Source organism: Mycolicibacterium sp. XJ879, assembly GCF_053483935.1.
Genome location: NZ_JBEFTH010000009.1, coordinates 112,275 through 131,306, shown reverse-complemented (window position 1 = coordinate 131,306; position 19,032 = coordinate 112,275). Strand labels below are relative to the sequence as shown.

Sequence of the window (19,032 nt, the reverse complement as noted above, 5' to 3'; positions counted from 1 at the left end):
CTAGTTGGTGGCGCCGTTGATGACCGGCTTGTCGATCATCCCGCTCTCGACGCCCCAGTTCCTGGCGATCTCCTCATAGGTACCGGTGTCGATCAGATGCTGAAGGGCCATCTGCAACGACTGCGCCAAGGGCGAACCCTTCTGCACCGGCCATCCGTACGGCGCTGAATCGAACATCTCACCTGCCGCCTCGATTTTGCCGTTGCGTTGCTTGATGGCATAGGACGTGACCGGCGAATCCGCCGACATCGCATCGACTTCGCCTCGGATCAGCGCGTCGGTAGCCGCGTCTTGCCCGTCGAACGAGACGATCCCAATCGGCGGTCGACCGGCGTCGGTGCAGGTTCTGCTCTTGGCGGGTAGTTCCTCGACCTGTTGGATGGTGGTGGCCTGCACCGCCACCTTCATTCCGCATGCGTTGTTCGGATCGACCGGCTCACCGGGACGCTGCGCCCACAGGATGCCCGCGCTGAAGTACGTGACGAAGTCGACGGACTCCTCCCGCTCTTTAGTGTCGGTGATCGACGACATGCCGACGTTGTACGTGCCGCCCTGGACGGACGGGATGATCTTGGCGAAATCGGACTCACGGTAGTCCGGTGCCACCCCCAGCGTCGCGGCGATCGCGTTCATCAGGTCGACGTCGAAGCCGACGATCTTGCCGCTGGGATCTCTGAACTCGTTGGGCGGGTAGGGAATCTTGACGCCGATGACCAGCTCTCCGGACGACTTGATCGCCTCGGGCACGGTATTGGCGATCTTGTCGATCTTCTGCGCAGGCGCCGTGGTGGTCGGTGCGGCGGTGTCGTCTGTGGCCGTGTTGCCAGCGCAACCCGACAGCGCAAGGGCGCTGGCCGCAGCACCCGCTGTGGCGATGCGCCACAGTGCCCTTCGACGGTTTTGACCCGTACCTGACACGCTTCACCCTCGGCTTTCTGCCTCCCGGGAACCGGTTTGCAAGACCGGTAACGGAACAGTAGTGGAGAGCTAAGGCGGGAGCAGGAGAACTCGGACCCGCGCCTATTGCCAGACTCGCGGGCAGTACGTCGGTATCGCAGCCTCGGCGAAGTGGGCGGCTTCGGTCTCGGTCCAGCCCTGATCGTTCGCGAGGTGGTAGGCCGCGCGCCACTTGGGTGCGTTCTGCCTCGTCCGCGCCAGGCAGAAGTCCTTGGCAACGCGGATGGCCTCCGTTTTATTGGAGTACGGCACGCCCTTCTGGTCCAGGTACTCGATGAACTGGTCGTCCTTCTCGCCGGCGTGCGCGGGTGCGACGGCCAGCCCGGCGCCTGTCGCAACGAGTAAAGCGGCCACCGTTGCGGCGGCGCCCCGGCGCAGGACGGTCCGTGTCATCATCACTCCTCGTTTGCTCGGTTGCGGCAGGTGACTGTGCTCAAACGGTTGCTGGTGGTTGATCATCGTACCGAATACGCACTGTGCGGCCGAACACTAGTCTCCAGTGTGCATGTCACACCGTTTGCGCGCGACGCGTGGAGAGATTTGCGCAAGCGTCAATCTGCGGGTCGGTGGTGCGGGAAAGCAGGTCTTTGGATGCTGCTTTGTGCCAGACTTCGCGCATGGAAAGCCCAGCCCCACCCAACCTGTCGCAACACCTCTGGAAGTCGACGCTGCTCTCCGGCGTCATCGCCCTGATCCTCGGCGTGCTGATCCTCGCCTGGCCGGGAATCACGATCATCATCGCGGCGATCTTCTTCGGCGCGTATCTGTTGGTTGCCGGTATTGCGCAGGTGATCTTCGCGTTCAGCTTGCACATCTCGGCCGGCGGGCGGGTGCTGTTGTTCGTCAGCGGCGCCGCGGCGCTGATCCTGGCGGTGTTGTGTTTCCGCAGCTTGCAGGAGTCGATCCTGCTGCTGGCGATCTGGATCGGTATTGGGTTCATCTTCCGTGGTGTGGCCACCGCGGTGTCGGCGATCAGCGACCCCACCCTGCCCGGCCGCGCATGGGAGATCTTCATCGGCGTGCTCAACCTGATCGCCGGCGTCATCCTGTTGGCACTGCCGTTCCCGTCGCTCGCGGCGCTGACCCTGGTTGCCGGGATCGGGCTCGTTGTCCTAGGTGTGTTCGAGGTGGTTTCCGCGTTCGCCATCCGCAAGGCCTCGAAGGACCAGGACACCGAAACGCCGTCACCCCAGGCCACGGCGCCTGAGACCCAGACGCCCGAGGCAGAGACACCGGTGACCTAACACACGCTGACGTCTACTACGCCCTGTCGTAGGCTGGTTGCACAGCCACGAAAGAAGGGCAGATGGACGCGCTCGATGTGTCGCGGTGGCAGTTCGGCATCACCACCGTGTACCACTTCATCTTCGTGCCGCTGACTATCGGGCTGGCGCCGCTGATCGCCGTCATGCAGACCGCATGGCTGATCACCGACAACCCGGCCTGGTATCGGCTGACCCGGTTCTTCGGCAAGCTGTTCCTGATCAACTTCGCCCTCGGGGTGGCCACCGGCATCGTCCAGGAGTTCCAGTTCGGGATGAACTGGAGCGAGTACTCCCGCTTCGTCGGCGACGTCTTCGGCGCTCCGCTGGCCATGGAAGGCCTCGCCGCATTCTTCTTCGAGTCCACGTTCATCGGGCTGTGGATCTTCGGATGGAGCCGGCTGCCCCGGTTGGTCCATCTGGCCTGCATCTGGGTCGTGGCCATCGCGGTGAACATGTCGGCGTTCTTCATCATCGCCGCCAACTCGTGGATGCAGCACCCCGTCGGCGCACGGGTCAACCCCGACACCGGTCGTGCCGAGCTGACCAGCATCGTGGCGTTGTTCACCAACAACACCGCGATCGCCGCGTTCGCCCACGCGGTGTTCGGATCCTTCCTGACCGCCGGAACGTTCGTCGCAGCCGTCTGCGCGTGGTGGCTGGTCCGAACCCATCGTCAGGGGCCGACGGCTGACGCGCAGACCCTCTACCGGCCGGCCGCCGTGCTCGGTTGCCTTGTCGTGTTGGTGTCCAGCGCCGGCCTCGTCTTCACCGGAGACATCCAGGGCAAGCTGATGTTCGAACAACAACCGATGAAGATGGCCTCGGCAGAATCGTTGTGCCACAGTCAAACCGACCCGTACTTCTCGATCCTGACCGTCGGCACGCACAACAACTGCGACAGCGTCGTACACCTGATCGAGGTGCCCTACGTCCTACCGTTCCTGGCGGAGGGCACGTTTTCCGGGGTACACCTGGAAGGCGTCAAGGACCTACAGGAGCAGTACCAGGAGAAGTTCGGCCCCGGCGACTACCGGCCGAACCTCTTCGTGACGTACTGGTCGTTCCGCGCCATGATCGGATTGCTCGCAGTCCCGGCGCTTTTCGCGCTTGCCGTGCTGTGGTTCACTCGCGGCGGCCGAATCCCGCAGTCCCCCTGGTTCACCCGGTTCGCGCTGGCCACCCTGCCGACGCCGTTTCTGGCCAACAGCGCGGGCTGGATATTTACCGAGATGGGCCGCCAGCCCTGGGTCGTGGTGCCCAACCCGACCGGCGACCAGATGATCAGATTGACCGTCGCCGAGGGCGTCTCGGGACATTCGGTCGGCATGGTCGTGGCGTCGTTGGCGACGTTCACCGTGGTGTACGGGGTGCTGGCGGTGATCTGGTTCTGGCTGATACGCCGCTACGTGATCCAAGGACCCACCGAACACGACGCTGAACCGGCACCGCCGCACTCACCGGAGGACGACGACGTGGCGCCGCTGTCGTTCGCGTACTGAGGAGGTGACGGCACATGTGGCTGCAGGAACTGTGGTTCGTCGTGATGGCCGGGCTGTTTCTGGGCTTCTTCGTCCTCGAAGGTTTCGACTTCGGCGTCGGCATGCTGATGGGCCCGTTCGGCCGCGTCGCCAAGGGCGACCCCGAACAACACCGTCGCGCCGCATTGAACACCATCGGCCCGGTGTGGGACGGCAACGAGGTGTGGTTGATCACCGCGGGCGGCGCGATGTTCGCCGCGTTCCCGGACTGGTACGCCACCTTGTTCTCCGGGTTCTATCTGCCGCTGCTGGCGATCCTGCTGGCAATGATCCTGCGGGTGGTCGCCATCGAGTGGCGCGGCAAGATCGACGATCCGGTATGGCAGCGATGGGCCGACGTCGGCATCGCCGCGGGCTCGTGGGTGCCCGCAATCCTGTGGGGTGTGGTGTTCGCCGCGCTGCTGCAGGGGCTGCCCGTGGACGCTGACAAACAGCTGCGCCTTTCGCTCGGCGACCTGTTCAACGCCTACACGTTGCTCGGCGGGTTGGCGACTTGCGGGCTGTTCCTATTGCACGGCGCATCGTTCGTCGCGCTGAAAACCGGTGGCGCGCTGCGCGATGACGCGCTGCACTTCGCAAGGTTGTTGGCGCTGCCGGTGACGGCGGCGGTGGGCGGTTTCGGGTTGTGGACCCAACTGGCGCGCGGCAAGAACTGGACCTGGATTGTGCTGGCCATCGCCGTCGTGGCCCTGGTGGCGGCGATCCTGTGGATGGTCAGCGGCACCGGCGACGGCTGGGCCTTTGCGTCGACCACCTTCGTCGTCGCGACGGTGGTGGTCCTGATGTTCGGCGCGCTGTACCCGAACGTGATGCCATCGGCGCTGAACTCGGATTGGAGCTTGACGATCTACAATGCTTCGTCTAGCCCGTACACGCTGACCATCATGTCCTGGGCCGCGCTGGCGTTTGCACCGCTGATCCTGATGTATCAGGGGTGGACGTATTGGGTGTTCCGGCGACGGGTTTCCGCCGAACACATCCCGGCGCCGGCCGGTTTGACCAGGCGCTCACCGTGAACCTCGTGCGCGCTTCGGCGGCGATGCGCCGCTACCTGGCCCTGTCGGTGGCCTGCGGGGTCGTCATCGCGGCAGCGACCATCGGGTCGGCGGTGGTGCTGGCCCGCATCGTGGCCGGTGTGGTCACCGACCCCGCATCGCGGTCACTGTCGCACTGGACCGGCCCGCTGGCAATTCTGTTGGCGCTTTGGCTGTTTCGCACGCTCGCACAGTGGGAGCAGGGGCGCCTTTCGCAAGCCGGCGCGACGGCGGTGATTGCCGACCTGTCCGATCAGGTGCTGCGCACCGTTACTGATCTGCCATCGCGCCGACTCGCCGCCGAACGCGACACCGTCGCCGCGGTGATCACCCGCGGCCTGGACGGTCTGCGTCCGTTCCTCACCGCATATGTGCCCGCGGTGTTTCTGGCGGTCATCCTCACCCCGGCCGCGGTCTTGACGATCGCCGTGTACGACTGGCCATCGGCGGTCGTCGTGCTGATCGCGCTGCCACTCATCCCGATCTTCATGGTGCTCATCGGGCTGCTGACCAAGGACCGCTCGGCGGCGGCATTGGCCGCGATGACCACCCTGCAATCGCGGCTGCTGGACCTGGTGGCCGGGATCCCGACGTTGCGCGCGCTCGGGCGGGTCGGTGGCTCAGCGAAACGTATCGCTGAACTCGGTGCGGCACACCGGCGTTCGGCGATGTCCACGTTGCGGATGGCGTTCCTGTCCGCGCTGGTGCTGGAACTGCTCGCCACGCTCGGGGTGGCGCTGGTCGCGGTAGGTGTCGGGCTGCGGCTGGTGTTCGGCGAGATGACGCTGACGGCTGGGTTGACGGCGTTGCTGCTGGCGCCGGAAGTGTTCTGGCCGCTACGCCGCGTCGGGGTGGAGTTCCACGCCGCCCAGGACGGTAAGACCGCTGCCGACAAGGCATTTCGGCTCCTCGACACGCTGCCGCGCCGAGCCCCGGGTACCCGCACCGTGTCGGCGCGCGGCGCCACCATCCATCTAGATGTGCTCGACGCGGCCGTCGAGCCGGGCCGGGTCACCGTGCTCACCGGCCCGAACGGCATCGGCAAGAGCACGCTGCTGGAGACGGTCCTCGGACTGCATCCCGGACGGGTTCTGGTCGACGGCACCGAGGTCGCCGACCTCGCGCCGCAGAACTGGTGGCGGCAGGTGACGTGGTTGCCGCATCGCCCGGTGCTGATCCCCGGCACCGTGCGCGACAACCTCGAGCTGTTCGGGCCGCTGCGCGACATGCAGACCGCCTGCCAAGACGCGGGCTTCGACGAGGTACTCGCTTCGCTGCCCGACGGGTTGGACACCATGCTCGGCCGCGGCGGCGTCGGGCTGTCGTTGGGCCAGCGCCAGCGGCTCGGGCTGGCCCGGGCACTGGGGTCGCCCGCGCCCGTGCTGCTGCTCGACGAGCCGACCTCGCACCTCGACGCCCGCATGGAGGCGCGCGTGCTCGACGCCATCGTGGCACGGGCCCGGGCGGGAGCCACCGTGCTGGTCGTCGGCCACCGCGAGACCGTCTGCGCGATCGGCGACCGGGTGCTGCGCATGGGAAGCCTCGTCGATGCTTGAGCTGCTGCGGCCCCGACTTCCGCGACTGGTGCTGGCGGCCATGTTGGGGGTGCTGTCGCTGGGCAGCGCGTTGGCGCTGGCCGCGATCTCCGCATGGCTCATCACCCGGGCGTGGCAGATGCCGCCGGTGCTGCATCTGACGGTCGCCGTCGTCGCGGTCCGCGCGCTGGGCATCGCCCGCGGCGTGCTCGGCTACTGCCAACGGCTGGCGTCACACGACACCGCCTTACGCTCGGCCGCCGACGTCCGCGAAACCCTGTTCCGCCGGCTGGCCGACGCGCCGACCGGTGTGGCGTCGCGGCTCCCGAGCGGTGAGCTGGTGGCCCGGATCGGCGGCTCGGTCGACGAGTTGGCCGATGTGTTGGTGCGGGCGGTGCTGCCGATCGCCGTGGCCGCGGTGCTCTCGGTGACGGCGGTGGCGGTGATCGCGGTCATCTCGCCTGCGGCGGCGGCCGTGTTGACGATCTGCCTGTTCGTCGCGGGCGTCGTCGCGCCGTGGGCCGCTGCGCGCGCCGCGGCGGCCGCGGAAGCAGTTGCCGCACAGCATCATTCCGGCCGTGATGTCGCGGTGATGCTCGCGCTCGAGCATGCCCCGGAGCTTCGGGTCGGCGGGCGTCTCGACGATGTCATCGCCGAAGCGGGCCGCCGCCACCGGGACTGGGGTCACCACACCGACCGGGCGGCCGCACCCGGTGCCGTTGCTGCGGCGGCGCCCACGGCCGCGGTGGGGCTCAGCGTGCTCGGCGCGGTCGTGGCCGCGATCGCGATCGCCGATACCGTCGCGCCGATGACGGTGGCGATCCTGATGCTGCTGCCGCTGTCGGCTTTCGAGGCGACGACCGCGCTGCCCGCCGCAGCCGTGCAGCTGACCCGTTCGCGCATCGCCGCACGCCGGCTGGCCGAGTTGACCACGCCGGTCGACCGCGTGCGCCCACCGGTCACTCCAATCGAACTGCCACGGGGCTCCCGGCTGGCGGTGCTGGGCCCCAGCGGCTCAGGAAAGACGACGCTGCTGATGGCGATGGCCGAAAATCCCTCAGAAACCGCATTTTTCGCCGAGGACGCGCACATGTTCGCGACCACCGTGCGCGACAATCTCTTGGTCGCCCGCGGTGATGCCACCGACGACGAGCTGCGAAACGCCTTGTGCCGCGTCGGCCTTGGGGACTGGCTGGAGGGGCTGCCCGACGGGTTGTCCACCGTGCTGGTCGGCGGTGCGGCCGCGGTGTCCGCGGGACAGCGCAGACGGCTTCTGTTGGCCCGCGCCTTGATCTGCGCGGCGCCGACTGTGCTGCTGGACGAACCCACCGAACATCTCGATGCCGACAGCGGTCAGCAAATACTGACCGCGCTGCTCACCCCGGGCGGGCTGTTCGGCGCCGACCGCACCGTCGTCGTCGCGACCCACCATCTGCCCAAAGATGTTCGCTGTCGCGTCCTTAACCTCGACATGCCCGGGGTAGCCTCGTCGGTATGAGCGAACCGGACAGACCCGAGACGCCGCCGCCGACCCCGCCGTCGACTCTGCCGCCGTCCGCACCCGGCCAGTACGGCGCGTACCCGGGCAGCTATCCGCCGCCCCCGCCGCCACAGCAGCCTTACGGCGGTTACCCACTGCCACCGACGGGCCCCAAGAACGGTTTCGGCATCGCCTCGCTGGTGATCGCGATCGTCGCGCTGCTGTCGATCATCTTCGGCGTCGTGCTCGGCGTCGTGGCGATCATCTTCGGTTTCCTCGGCTGGGGCCGAGCCAAGCGCGGTGAGGCGACCAACGGCGGCATGGCCGTGGCCGGCATCATCCTGGGCATCCTCAGCATCATCGAGGCGATCGCCGCGATCACCTTGCTGGTGTGGGGATTCGACAGGGCAGGCGGCACCGACTACCTGGACTGCGTGTCACAAGCCGGCAATGATCAGGCGGCCCTCGAGCAATGCGCCACTGAGTTCCAACAACGCGTCGAAGACCAGTTCTCCGTCACGGTCACCCCGACCCCGTAGCGATCAGGTCGCCGGGAAGTGCTTGACGATACCTTCCTGCACGACGGTCGCCAGCAGTTGACCGGACGGATCGAAGAAGTGCCCGGTGCCCAGGCCGCGGGAGTCAGCGGCCACCGGCGACGACGTCGAGTAGAGCACCCAGTCGTCGAAACGGATCGGCCGGTGAAACCACACCGAATGGTTCGTGGTGACCGCAAAGATCCGGTCGTAACCCCATGAGAGCCCGTGGGTGGTGATGATCGAGTCGAGCACCGTGGTGTCCGAGGAGTACACCAGCGCCGCGGCGTGCACGGCCGGGTCGTCGGGCATCTGGCCCAGCGCCTTCATCCACACCCGGTTGTGCGGCAGCTTCTCTCCCTTCTTGCGCATCACCCAGGTGGGGTCGTTGGTGTAGCGCCAGTCGATCGGGCGCAGCGCGTTGACGAAATGCGGTACGACGTCCTCGTAGCCGCGCAGCAGGTCGTCGACCGGGGGCACCGACTGCGGGCCCGGCAGCTCGGGCGGCTTGATGCCGTGCTCGAGGCTGCGTCCACCCGACAGATAGGACACCATCGCTGTGGTCAGCAGCTGACCGTCCTGCATCACGTCGACACGGCGGTTGGCGAAGCGGCGCTCGTCGCGCAGGCGCACGATGTGAAACTCGAGGTCTTTCTGCGGGTCGCCACCGGCGATGAAGTGCGCGGACAGCGCGCTCGGCGGGGTCAGATGCTTCAGGCTGCGGCTCGCGGCCATGAAAGCCTGCGCCATCATCTGGCCGCCGAAGGTGCGGACCGGGTTCTTACTGGGATGCTTGCCGACGTAGAGGTTCTCGTCGGTTTGTTTGAGGTCGAGAATCGCCAGCAGTTCGTCGAAGTCTGCTGAGCTGGCTACTGCCCGTGCGGACGGTTCGTCGGAAGACACAGGCCTTTTTATACGTCCTCCTCGCCGATGCGGTGCACGTGGATCATGTTCGTGGAGCCCACGGTGCCGGGCGGGGCTCCCGCGACGATCACGATCAGATCGCCGCGCTTGTAGCGGCCCAGTTCCAGCAACGACTGGTCCACGTGCCGGATCATGCCGTCGGTGGTCTGGATGTGCGGCACGATGAATGTTTCTGTGCCCCACGTCAAAGCCAGCTGGCTTCGGATCTCGGGTAGCGAGGTGAACGCGAGCAGCGGAAGCGGTGTGTGCAGTCGCGCGAGCCTGCGCACGGTGTCGCCGGACTGCGTGTAGGCGACAAGCGCCTTGGCGTCCAGGCGTTCGCCGATGTCGCGTGCGGCATAGGAGATGACGCCGCGTTTGGTGCGCGGCACGTGGGTCAGCGGCGGGGCTGCCACCGAAATGTCCTCGACCGCCGAGATGATGCGGGCCATCGTCTGGACCGATTCCAGCGGGTACTTGCCCACCGACGTCTCCCCCGAGAGCATGACAGCGTCGGTGCCGTCGAGCACCGCGTTGGCGACATCGGAGGCTTCTGCGCGCGTCGGACGGGAGCTCTCGATCATCGACTCCAGCATCTGGGTGGCGACGATGACGGGTTTGGCGTTCTCCCTTGCCATTTGGATAGCGCGTTTCTGGACCAGCGGGACTTCTTCGAGCGGCAGCTCCACACCGAGGTCGCCTCGGGCGACCATGATCGCGTCGAACGCCAACACGATCGCTTCGAGGTTGTCGATGGCTTCCGGCTTCTCCAGTTTGGCGATGACGGGGACGCGCCTGCCGACGCGGTCCATCACCTCGTGCACGACCTCGATGTCGGCGGGTGAGCGAACGAACGACAGCGCGACGAGGTCGACGCCGAGGCGCAGCGCGAACTCGAGATCGTCGATGTCCTTCTCGGACAGCGCCGGCGCCGAAACGTTCATACCGGGCATGGACATGCCCTTGTTGTTGCTGACCGGCCCGCCCTCGGTGACGGTGCACACGACGTCGTTGCCGTCGATGCTTTCCACCACGAGGCCGACGTTGCCGTCGTCGACCAGAACCCGGTCGCCTGGCTTGGCGTCCTCGGCTAACCGCTTGTAAGTCGTCGAGACCCGGTCTTGGGTGCCTTCCAGGTCGTCGATCGTGATGCGCACCGTGTCGCCGGTGGCCCAGTAGGTCGGCCCGGCGGCGAACCGGCCGAGCCGGATCTTGGGACCTTGCAGATCGGCGAGTATCCCGACGGCGCGGCCGGAGGCGTCGGAAGCGGCGCGGACACGCTTGTAGTTCGCTTCGTGATCGGGGTATCCGCCGTGGCTGAAGTTCAGCCGCGCGACGTCCATCCCGGCGTCGACCAGCGCCCTGACGGCCTCGTCAGAAGCGGTGGCCGGCCCCAACGTACAGACGATCTTTCCGCGTCTACTCACGACTGTTCAGCATAGTCGTTGATCGATTCAGATGCTGGGCTGCGCGCCCCCGGCGGGTGTGTCCGGTGCGGGCGTGTGAATCCCTAGTGCGCCTGTGTCTTTCGTGCGTCGGTCAGTCAGCCGTCGAGCATCGTCGGGACGAGCGGAAAACCGGGAAGGTTACGGACCACCCCCCAGGTCACGGTGGTGACGATGATGAGGACGACGACGGGGATGTTCCACACTGGTCGATTCTGCCGCCACCGCGCGAGCGCCCAGATCAGCAGTAACGGCAGGCCCACGAGGAGGAAGACGTTGTCGGCGGCGGCCGCGGCCAGGTCGCCGTGGAGCAGATCGTGGGTCATGCGCAGACCGCCGCAGCCGGGGCAGTCGAGCCCGGTCAGCGCCTTGAACGGGCAGGCGGGAAAGAAGAAGTCGGTGCGGTGCGGGTCGGCCAGGCCGACATAGGTCAGCGCGCCCACCGCCAGGGCGCCCGTCCCGAGCGCGCCATATGTCCGTTTCCGGCCGAAGGTGGCGCTAGGTGCCATCGCGCAGCGGACGCCCCTCCGGATCGCGCACCTTGTCGGTCAGGATCAGCACGGCATCGACGATGCCCCAGATGACGGCACCGACACCGCAGGTGATAAGCCCCACGATGAGTTGGGCGATGCCCAGGCCGGTGTTGCCCAGGTAGATGCGGCCGATGCCGACGATCCCGATCAGCCCGACCAACTGCAGCAGGCCGGCGACCACCTTGGACTTGTCCGAAAGCGGTTCACCGGTCAGCGGGTGACGCCCGAACGGCGCGGCCGGGTCGGTGTAGATGGGCGGGTAGCCACCTGGTGGCCGACCGTACTGGCCAGGTGGTGGATACGGCTGCTGTGGCGGCGGAGGCGGGTTGGAGTTCTCGTTGCCACCGAACTGCGGCTCAGTCATAGGGCCAGCATGCCAGAATCCGTTCGGCCCAGTAAGTAAGGAAAACCCACCTTTTCGATCGGGAAGTATGTTGCAGCGATGAGCCGGGAACCAACGGTCGTCATCATCGGGGCCGGTATCGCGGGTATCGCGACGGCAGTGACGCTGCAGCGGGCTGGTTTTCGTGGCATGACCATCCTCGAGAAGGGTGCCGACGTCGGAGGCGTATGGCATTGGAACCGCTACCCCGGGCTGGCGTGCGACGTGCCGTCGCAGCTGTATCAGTTCTCGTTCGCGCCTAAACCGGACTGGTCGTCGGTCTTCGCGCCGGGGGCAGAGATCCAGCGGTATCTGCGCGACGTCGTCGACCGGTTCGGCCTTGACCGGTATCTCCGGTTGAATACCGAGGTCGTCGCCGCGGAGTTCACTGGGACCGGTTGGCGAGTGGTCGCAGGTGATGGCACACGGTGGGACGCCGACTTCCTGATCGCAGCAACCGGTGTGCTGCATCATCCGTACACGCCGCAGATACCGGGATTGGCCACGTTCGAGGGACAGGTGGCGCATACGGCCCGCTGGGATCACCGCGTCGAAGTGCGCGGCAGCCGAATCGGTGTCATTGGGAATGGTTCTACCGGGGTCCAGGTCGTTTCGGCGTTGCAACCCGAGGCGACCGAAATCACGCATTTCGTGCGCACCCCGCAATGGGTGATGTGGGTGCCGACAAACCTGCGACAACCGAAGTTGGTGGGCAAACTGTTGACTGGGCGGCCGGGGCTGAACCGTGGCTTGTACGAGGTGTTGTTGCAGGGGTCGGGAATTCTGGCCGACGTCACCACCCGGCCGAGTTGGCGACGGAGGCTTGTTCAGGCATATGCGCGGTCGTCGTTGCGTTTTCAGGTGCGTGACGCGCAGTTGCGGCGACGGCTGACGCCGGACTACGAACCGCTGTGCAAGCGCCAGGTGGTCTCGGGTTCCTATTACCGTGCGTTGCGGGCTGCCAACGCACGGTTGGTGACGTCGCCTATCGAGGCAGTCACTTCAGGTGGTGTTCGGACGGCGGATGGCGTCGAGGTCGATCTGGATGTGCTGGTGTTGGCCACCGGATTTCACGCGCACAACTACATGCGGCCGATGAACTTACGGGGCCGTGACGGCGTGTCGATCGACGATGTGTGGGCGAAGGGCCCGCGTGCGTATCGCATGACGGCCATTCCCGGCTTTCCGAACTTCTTCACGGTGCTCGGGCCGAATTCGCCGACCGGTTCAATCCTGCTGCAGTACTCCGCCGAACTCACCGCACGCTATATCGCCCAGTGGCTGACGAGGTTTCGCGACGGCGACATCGACACTGTCGAGGTCACCGAGGAAGCAACCACCAAGTTCAACGACGACGTCGCTGCCGCGCTGGGCCCGACGGTCTGGAACACCGGCTGTAACTCGTGGTATCTCACCGACGAAGGCACCGTCGATCTTTGGCCCTATGACCGCGCGACGATGGCCACGATGCTCGGCGAGCCAGACGACCGCGACTTCCACGTCACCCCGGGGCGTTAGCCGGCGCTTCGCCGAGTCGGCGCGGCCTGAATCCTTCGCCGCATGTGGTTTGGGCATCGGCGGAACGGATGTTAGTTCAGCGGTTGGGGTGGGGGTTCGTAGGGGTCATACCACCACCATTGGGCGCGTTCACCGGTCGGACCCGGGCATGGAGGCACCGCGGGTGCGGCGGTGGTGGGTGGGCGCGCCAGTGATGCGTTGCTCATGGTGCGTCCGGCGCTGTCGGTGACGGTCAGGCGATCAGCGGGCCCGGTGATGGTGATCAACCCGCGGTGGTGCAGCCGGTGATGATGGGGACACACCAGCACCAGGTTGTCGAGTTCGGTGAGCCCACCGTCTTCCCAATGTTGGATGTGATGGGCGTGCAGACCGCGGGTGGCCCCACAACCGGGCACCGCACAGGTGGGATGGCGATACTCCAACGCCCGACGCAACCGGCGACTGATCGAACGCGTGCTGCGTCCGGCTCCGATGGGTTGACCGTCTCGTTCAAACCACACCTCACAGCTGGCATCACAGAGCAGGTATTGCCGATCGGCATCGGCCAGCAGCGGGCCCAGATGCAACGAGGCGATGCGGTCGTTGACATCGACATGCACGACCACGGTGGTGCGCTGCCCGTGCGGGCGCCGCGCGGCCTCAGCATCCCAGCTGCTTTCCACCAGATGCACGAACGCCTGCCCCAGCGTCGGCATCGGCGGTGCTTCCGGGCCCGGGTGCTCAACGCTGCCGCTGCTGTCGCTGGTGTCGCGGTCGTGTTTCCAATCGGCCAGCATCCCCTCGTGATGGGCATGCAACGCCGCGTCGAGTTTGGCGGCCTCGATCGCGGGCAGGGTGATGTGATAGCGATGCGAACCATCCACATCGACGGTCTTCGAAATCGTCGGCTCGGGCACCGGCGCGGGCTGCGGCTCGGCATCAGGGTCGGGGTCGGCGTCGTAGTAGGAGTCGCGTTTGGGTTTGGGGTCACGCGGCGGTTCGAGCTTGGTGGCCGTGCGTAACTGGCTGACCGTGGCGTACTCGATCAACTGCGCGTAATGATCATCTGATCCCGCCCCGCCGTACTGGGCGATCACCCCGACCTGATCCAACGACACCCGGCCCTCGCGCAGACTCTGGGTGCAGCGCGGGAACTCTTCCCAGCGCTGAGCCACCGCAGTGATCGTGGTGGCGGTTTTGGTCGATGCCCCCAACTTCCAGGCCACCAACCCCGACAACGACCGCGCCCCAGTCGATCCCCATAACCGGTCACGGTCGATCTCGGCCACGATCTCGACCATGCGTCCATCAATGGCATTGCGTTGACCGGCCAACTCCGCCAACTCATCAAACAACCCATCCAGCCGCTCAACGGAGCTCAACTCCACGGCATCAGATGCGGTCGACGAAGACATAACCGCATCATGACAGCACCTACCGACAAAACCGGACCAGTCGGTCCGCGCAAGAGGTGGCGGTCTGTACTGCGATGGGATGGTCGGCGCGGCAGCCCCGACACGCAGCGGCGTGATAATGCAGTTCCGTTGTGTACCAACACTTCTCGTACGTGAGCGGGAAGCGGCGCAGCACCGTATTCGTCGACCCTGCTGCCGGGCGCCTCGCTGCGAAGGCGTTACCTTAGGCCTGTGGATGAATTCGCAGTTGTGGATAACCGAGCCCGTTAGGTCCTCCGCCGCCTTCGCATCCAGCGGCGTAAGCGTCCTCCCGACTCGGCGGCTGATTCAACAGAAACGGTCTTCGACTGTTCGGTGTCGGCTCTGTCCTGCTCAGTGTTGGCCTCGGCCGTCTCGTCGGTGTCGTCGTCCTCTACATCACCGACGCCTGCCTCGGGCTGGGCGTCCTCGACCTCCGCCTCCTCGTCGGCTTCGTCGGCGCCTTCATGGACTTCGTCGGCGACGTCTTCGGTCTCGACGGCCGCCTCACCCTCGGCCGCACCCACACCAGCATCAGGCTCCGCGGCTTCGTTGACTTCTTCAGCCTCGTCGGCTTCGACAGCCGTGACTGCAGTCTCGCCCGTAGCGTCAGGATCGGATGCCCCCGAGTCCCCGTCCGTTTCGGGCTCGGCCTCCTCGTCGGCTTCGTCGGCGCCTTCATGGACTTCGTCGGCGACGTCCTCGGCCTCGACGGCCGCCCCACCCTCGGCCGCACCCACACCAGCATCAGGCTCCGCGGCTTCGTTGACTTCTTCAGCCTCGTCGGCTTCGACAGCCCTGACTGCAGTCTCGCCCGTAGCGTCAGGATCGGATACCCCCGAGTCCCCGTCCGTTTCGGGCTCGGCCTCCTCGTCGGCTTCGTCGGCGCCTTCATGGACTTCGGCGGCGACGTCTTCGGCCTCCTCGAGCCCCTCGACGGCCGCCTCACCCTCGGCCGCACCCACACCAGCATCAGGCTCCGCGGCTTCGTTGACTTCTTCAGCCTCGTCGGCTTCGACAGCCCTGACTGCAGTCTCGCCCGTAGCGTCAGAATCGGATGCCCCCGAGTCCCCGTCCGTTTCGGGCTCGGCCTCCTTCAGCCCCTCGACCGCACCGACGCCGGCCTCAGGCTCGACCGTATCCGCGCCGGCTGCCTCCGTGACAGCCACCTCTTCGGCCATCGCATCGGCGGCTTCGTCGAGTTCGGCAGCGAGCTCTTCGCCTTCATCGACATCGTCGACGGCAGCCTCAGTCTCCGCGTCTTCCTTGGCCTCCGCGAAGTCCTGCGCCTCGATGATGTCCTCTGCCGGCGCTTCCTCGACATCCTCGGCGAGCTCTTCGGCTTCCGCAGCGGCCTCGGACTCGGTGTCCGGCTCCTCCGCCGCCTCGGGCTCACCTTCCGCGGCAAACTCCTCCGCCGAGGCGATATCTTCCGACGGTGCGCTAAGGACATCGGCGGTGAGCTTCTCCGCTTCGCTCGCGGCCTCGGACGTGGGCTCGTCGTCGACAGCGACCTTCGCCGCAGCCACCACACCCGCCGTCGCGCCCACCGCCGCAAGCTCTTCGGTCACGTCCTCGGCGGACACCGCCTTGCCCTTCAGCATGGCCGGATCTTCGCGGCCCTTCGGCGCAACCATGATGTAGACCACCGCACCGATGAACACGAACGTCGACGTGAACGAATTGATTCGCACGCCGTCGATGAGCGTCGCATCATCGACCCGCAACAGCTCGATCCAGAACCGGCCGAGGCAATAACCCGCGACATACATCGCGAACAACCGGCCGTGCCCGAGCGTGAACCGACGGTCCACGTAGATCAAGAACGCGAAAACCAGGAGGTTCCACAGTAGTTCGTACAGGAACGTGGGGTGTACGACCTGCAGCACCTCACCGGTCGACACGCCGTTGAGGTTGTCGATGAGACCGTTGGAGCTCCTGCGCTCGTAGATCTCCAAACCCCACGGCACCGTCGTCTCGCGGCCGTACAACTCCTGGTTGAAGTAGTTGCCGAGCCTGCCGATGCCTTGGGCCAGAATGATTCCCGGCGCGATCGCATCGCCGAACGCCGGTAGCGGAATACCGCGGCGACGGCATGCGATCCACGCCCCCACCCCGCCGAACGCCACCGCGCCCCAGATGCCCAGGCCACCGTCCCAGATCCGGATCACCCCGGCGAGGCCCGCACCGCCCTCGCCGAAATAGCGCCACCAGTCAGTGATGACGTGATAGAGCCGACCGCCAATGAGACCGAACGGCACGGCCCAGAGCGCAATGTCGTAGATGACGCCGCGTTCGCCGCCCCTGGCCGCCCAACGCCGGTCCCCGATCATCAGCGCCGCCACGATGCCGACGATGATGAACAGCGCGTAGGCCCGCAGCGGCACCGGGCCGAGCTGCCAGACGCCCTGCGACGGGCTGGGAATGTAGGCCAGGACGGTCGTCGTCACGCGGTGACCCTCTGCCGGACACCGTCGGCCAGTTCCTCGCTCAGCTTTCCGAGCACTTCCACGCTGTTTTCCAGCGCGGAGACCAGCGCTGAGCCCACGATCACCCCGTCAGCGTAGGCCGCGATCTCCGCGGCGTGCTCCCGCGAGCGCACACCCAGCCCCACCCCGACCGGGATGTCGGACACGTCCTTCACGCGACGCACCAGTTCGGGGGCCGCCGCCGACACCGCGTCGCGTGCGCCCGTCACCCCCATCGTCGAAGCGGCGTAGACGAACCCGCGTGACGCCTCCACCGTCGTCGCCAGCCGCTCCGGCGTCGACGACGGCGCCACCAGGAAGATTCGGTCCAGATCGTGGGCATCTGACGCTGCGAACCACTCGTCTGCCTCGTCGGGGATCAGATCCGGGGTGATGATGCCCAGCCCACCGGCCGATGCCAGATCACGCGCGAACGCATCGACGCCCCAGCGCAGCACCACATTCCAGTACGACATCACCACGGCTCGGCCGCCGGCGTCGCTGATCGCCTCGACCGCGGTGAGCGCATCACGCACCCTCACCCCGCCGCGCAGCGCCGCATCTGCGGCCGCCGCGACCGTCGGGCCATCCATCCCGGGATCCGAATACGCGATCCCGACCTCGACAATGTCGCAGCCCGACTTCACCAACGTCGTCATCGCCGAGATCGACGTCGGCACATCGGGGAACCCGGTCGGCAGATAGCCCATCAACGCCGCGCGCTGCTCGGCACGGCACGCTTCGAACAGTGGCCCCAGTCGACTCACGATGCACCGTCCAGCAGCCCGAACCACTTCGCGGCGGTCTCGACATCCTTGTCGCCACGGCCGGACAAGTTAACCAAGATGACGCCGCCGCGGCCGATTTCGCGGCCCAACTTCAAAGCGCCTGCCACCGCATGCGCCGATTCGATGGCCGGGATGATGCCCTCGGTGCGACACAGCAGCCCGAACGCGTCCATCGCCTCGGCGTCGGTGATCGGTTGGTACTCCGCACGGCCGATGTCCTTCAGGTAGGCGTGTTCGGGGCCGACGCCCGGATAGTCCAAACCGGCTGAAATCGAATGCGATTCGATGGTCTGGCCGTCCTGGTCCTGCAGCAGATACGAAAACGAACCCTGGAAGGCCCCCGGTGAACCGCCGGTGAAAGTCGCGGCGTGGCGGCCGGTTTCAACGCCGTCACCGGCGGCTTCGTAGCCGACCAGCCGCACCGTCGGATCATCGATGAACGCGTGGAAGATGCCGATCGCGTTGGAGCCGCCACCCACACACGCCGTCACCGCGTCGGGCAATCTGCCCGCCTGGGCCTGGATCTGCGCGCGGGCCTCCAGGCCGATCACCCGCTGAAGGTCACGCACCATCATCGGGAACGGGTGCGGCCCCGCGGCCGTGCCGAAGCAGTAGTAGGTGCTGTCGGCGTTGGTGACCCAGTCGCGGAACGCTTCGTTGATGGCGTCCTTGAGGGTCTTGGAACCCGCCTCGACCGACACCACCTCCGCGCCGAGCAGCCGCATCCGCGCCACGTTCAACGCCTGGCGCGCGGTGTCGACGGCGCCCATGTAGATGACGCACTCCAAGCCCAGCAGCGCGCACGCCGTCGCGGTAGCCACCCCGTGCTGGCCCGCCCCGGTCTCGGCGATCACCCGCGTCTTGCCCATCTGCCGCGCGAGCAGGGCCTGGCCCAAAACGTTGTTGATCTTGTGGGATCCGGTGTGGTTGAGGTCTTCTCGCTTCAGGAAGATCCGTGCGTCGCCGGCGTGCTCGGAGAGCCGCTCAGCTTCGTACAGCGGTGACGGCCGTCCACTGTAATGGTGTTGCAGCCGGTCCAATTCGTCGAGAAACGTCTGATCGCCGCGGGCCTTCTCGTAGGCGGCGGTGACTTCCTCGATGACCGCCATCAGCGCCTCGGCAACGAACCGTCCGCCGTAGGCGCCGAAGTGGCCGCGGGTGTCGGGGTCATGGCCGCTGGGTTCGGCGACGCCGGCGCTCGAACGCGGCAGTTCCGGCCCGGTGAGGTCGGCCACGTG

The 19,032-nt window shown here is 66.6% G+C and carries 17 protein-coding genes; 7 read left to right on the top strand and 10 right to left on the bottom strand.

The window, feature by feature from the left end:
• On the bottom strand, nucleotides 1-918 hold the full coding sequence (locus ABQF13_RS19530; protein ID WP_448394432.1) for an ABC transporter substrate-binding protein: 918 nt from the start codon (nucleotides 916-918) through the stop codon (nucleotides 1-3).
• Nucleotides 919-1,020: 102 nt separating this feature from the next.
• Entirely contained in the window at nucleotides 1,021-1,350 is a 330-nt protein-coding gene (locus tag ABQF13_RS19525) for a DUF732 domain-containing protein (protein WP_448394431.1), read from the bottom strand.
• 224 nt (nucleotides 1,351-1,574) lie between these two features.
• Here ABQF13_RS19525 and ABQF13_RS19520 point away from each other — a divergent pair, with 224 nt between their 5' ends.
• From ABQF13_RS19520 to ABQF13_RS19495, 6 genes are all read left to right on the top strand, one after another.
• Complete coding sequence (locus ABQF13_RS19520; RefSeq protein WP_448394430.1) at nucleotides 1,575-2,201, top strand: HdeD family acid-resistance protein; 627 nt, start codon at nucleotides 1,575-1,577, stop codon at nucleotides 2,199-2,201.
• A gap of 62 nt (nucleotides 2,202-2,263) precedes the next feature.
• Entirely contained in the window at nucleotides 2,264-3,721 is a 1,458-nt protein-coding gene (locus ABQF13_RS19515; protein WP_448394429.1) for a cytochrome ubiquinol oxidase subunit I, read from the top strand.
• Nucleotides 3,722-3,735: 14 nt separating this feature from the next.
• Complete coding sequence (cydB, locus tag ABQF13_RS19510; protein ID WP_448394428.1) at nucleotides 3,736-4,776, top strand: cytochrome d ubiquinol oxidase subunit II; 1,041 nt, start codon at nucleotides 3,736-3,738, stop codon at nucleotides 4,774-4,776.
• Nucleotides 4,777-4,799: 23 nt separating this feature from the next.
• Nucleotides 4,800-6,350 carry a thiol reductant ABC exporter subunit CydD gene (gene cydD / locus ABQF13_RS19505; RefSeq protein ID WP_448394500.1) on the top strand — a complete coding sequence of 517 codons (1,551 nt, stop codon included), beginning with the start codon at nucleotides 4,800-4,802 and terminating at the stop codon, nucleotides 6,348-6,350.
• Nucleotides 6,343-7,827, top strand: coding sequence for an ATP-binding cassette domain-containing protein (locus ABQF13_RS19500; RefSeq protein WP_448394427.1), 1,485 nt, complete (start codon nucleotides 6,343-6,345; stop codon nucleotides 7,825-7,827). The genes cydD and ABQF13_RS19500 overlap by 8 nt, the downstream gene beginning before the upstream one ends.
• Nucleotides 7,824-8,348: a DUF4190 domain-containing protein gene (locus tag ABQF13_RS19495; RefSeq protein ID WP_448394426.1), complete on the top strand. Its 525-nt coding sequence runs from the start codon at nucleotides 7,824-7,826 to the stop codon at nucleotides 8,346-8,348. Before ABQF13_RS19500 ends, ABQF13_RS19495 begins: the two co-directional genes overlap by 4 nt.
• A 3-nt stretch (nucleotides 8,349-8,351) precedes the next feature.
• Here ABQF13_RS19495 and ABQF13_RS19490 read toward each other — a convergent pair whose 3' ends face one another.
• The 4 genes from ABQF13_RS19490 to ABQF13_RS19475 form a co-directional block, all read right to left on the bottom strand.
• Nucleotides 8,352-9,248, bottom strand: a complete 897-nt coding sequence (locus tag ABQF13_RS19490) for an acyl-CoA thioesterase II (RefSeq protein WP_448394425.1) — start codon at nucleotides 9,246-9,248, stop codon at nucleotides 8,352-8,354.
• An 8-nt stretch (nucleotides 9,249-9,256) separates the two neighbouring features.
• Entirely contained in the window at nucleotides 9,257-10,675 is a 1,419-nt protein-coding gene (pyk, locus tag ABQF13_RS19485) for a pyruvate kinase (protein WP_448394424.1), read from the bottom strand.
• A 116-nt stretch (nucleotides 10,676-10,791) separates the two neighbouring features.
• Nucleotides 10,792-11,202 (bottom strand): DUF2752 domain-containing protein, encoded by a 411-nt coding sequence (locus ABQF13_RS19480; RefSeq protein WP_448394423.1) that lies wholly within the window; start codon nucleotides 11,200-11,202, stop codon nucleotides 10,792-10,794.
• A complete protein-coding gene (locus ABQF13_RS19475; protein WP_448394422.1) occupies nucleotides 11,192-11,590 on the bottom strand; it encodes an NINE protein in 399 nt (132 codons plus the stop codon). Before ABQF13_RS19475 ends, ABQF13_RS19480 begins: the two co-directional genes overlap by 11 nt.
• A gap of 78 nt (nucleotides 11,591-11,668) precedes the next feature.
• On the opposite strand from ABQF13_RS19475, the gene ABQF13_RS19470 reads away from it, so the two are divergent.
• Nucleotides 11,669-13,126, top strand: a complete 1,458-nt coding sequence (locus ABQF13_RS19470; protein ID WP_448394421.1) for a flavin-containing monooxygenase — start codon at nucleotides 11,669-11,671, stop codon at nucleotides 13,124-13,126.
• A 71-nt stretch (nucleotides 13,127-13,197) separates the two neighbouring features.
• Here the strand turns inward: ABQF13_RS19470 and ABQF13_RS19465 are convergent, their stop codons facing one another.
• The 4 genes from ABQF13_RS19465 to trpB all read right to left on the bottom strand — a co-directional run bounded on the left by ABQF13_RS19465 (nucleotide 13,198) and on the right by trpB (nucleotide 19,029).
• Nucleotides 13,198-14,520, bottom strand: a complete 1,323-nt coding sequence (locus tag ABQF13_RS19465; RefSeq protein WP_448394420.1) for an HNH endonuclease signature motif containing protein — start codon at nucleotides 14,518-14,520, stop codon at nucleotides 13,198-13,200.
• Nucleotides 14,521-14,786: 266 nt separating this feature from the next.
• Nucleotides 14,787-16,988, bottom strand: a complete 2,202-nt coding sequence (lgt, locus tag ABQF13_RS19460; RefSeq protein ID WP_448394419.1) for a prolipoprotein diacylglyceryl transferase — start codon at nucleotides 16,986-16,988, stop codon at nucleotides 14,787-14,789.
• Nucleotides 16,985-17,773, bottom strand: a complete 789-nt coding sequence (trpA, locus tag ABQF13_RS19455; protein WP_448394418.1) for a tryptophan synthase subunit alpha — start codon at nucleotides 17,771-17,773, stop codon at nucleotides 16,985-16,987. Before trpA ends, lgt begins: the two co-directional genes overlap by 4 nt.
• Nucleotides 17,770-19,029 (bottom strand): tryptophan synthase subunit beta, encoded by a 1,260-nt coding sequence (gene trpB, locus ABQF13_RS19450; protein WP_448394417.1) that lies wholly within the window; start codon nucleotides 19,027-19,029, stop codon nucleotides 17,770-17,772. Before trpB ends, trpA begins: the two co-directional genes overlap by 4 nt.
• Between the last annotated feature and the right edge of the window lie 3 nt (nucleotides 19,030-19,032).

Excerpts from the sequence above, each read along its gene's own strand:
- ABQF13_RS19525 (WP_448394431.1), bottom strand. The coding sequence starts at position 1,350 with ATGACACGGACCGTCCTGCGCCGGGGCGCCGCCGCAACGGTGGCCGCT.
- ABQF13_RS19520 (WP_448394430.1), top strand. The coding sequence starts at position 1,575 with ATGGAAAGCCCAGCCCCACCCAACCTGTCGCAACACCTCTGGAAGTCG.
- ABQF13_RS19515 (WP_448394429.1), top strand. The coding sequence starts at position 2,264 with ATGGACGCGCTCGATGTGTCGCGGTGGCAGTTCGGCATCACCACCGTG.
- cydB (WP_448394428.1), top strand. The coding sequence starts at position 3,736 with ATGTGGCTGCAGGAACTGTGGTTCGTCGTGATGGCCGGGCTGTTTCTG.
- cydD (WP_448394500.1), top strand. The coding sequence starts at position 4,800 with ATGCGCCGCTACCTGGCCCTGTCGGTGGCCTGCGGGGTCGTCATCGCG.
- ABQF13_RS19500 (WP_448394427.1), top strand. The coding sequence starts at position 6,343 with ATGCTTGAGCTGCTGCGGCCCCGACTTCCGCGACTGGTGCTGGCGGCC.
- ABQF13_RS19495 (WP_448394426.1), top strand. The coding sequence starts at position 7,824 with ATGAGCGAACCGGACAGACCCGAGACGCCGCCGCCGACCCCGCCGTCG.
- ABQF13_RS19480 (WP_448394423.1), bottom strand. The coding sequence starts at position 11,202 with ATGGCACCTAGCGCCACCTTCGGCCGGAAACGGACATATGGCGCGCTC.
- ABQF13_RS19475 (WP_448394422.1), bottom strand. The coding sequence starts at position 11,590 with ATGACTGAGCCGCAGTTCGGTGGCAACGAGAACTCCAACCCGCCTCCG.
- ABQF13_RS19470 (WP_448394421.1), top strand. The coding sequence starts at position 11,669 with ATGAGCCGGGAACCAACGGTCGTCATCATCGGGGCCGGTATCGCGGGT.
- ABQF13_RS19465 (WP_448394420.1), bottom strand. The coding sequence starts at position 14,520 with ATGTCTTCGTCGACCGCATCTGATGCCGTGGAGTTGAGCTCCGTTGAG.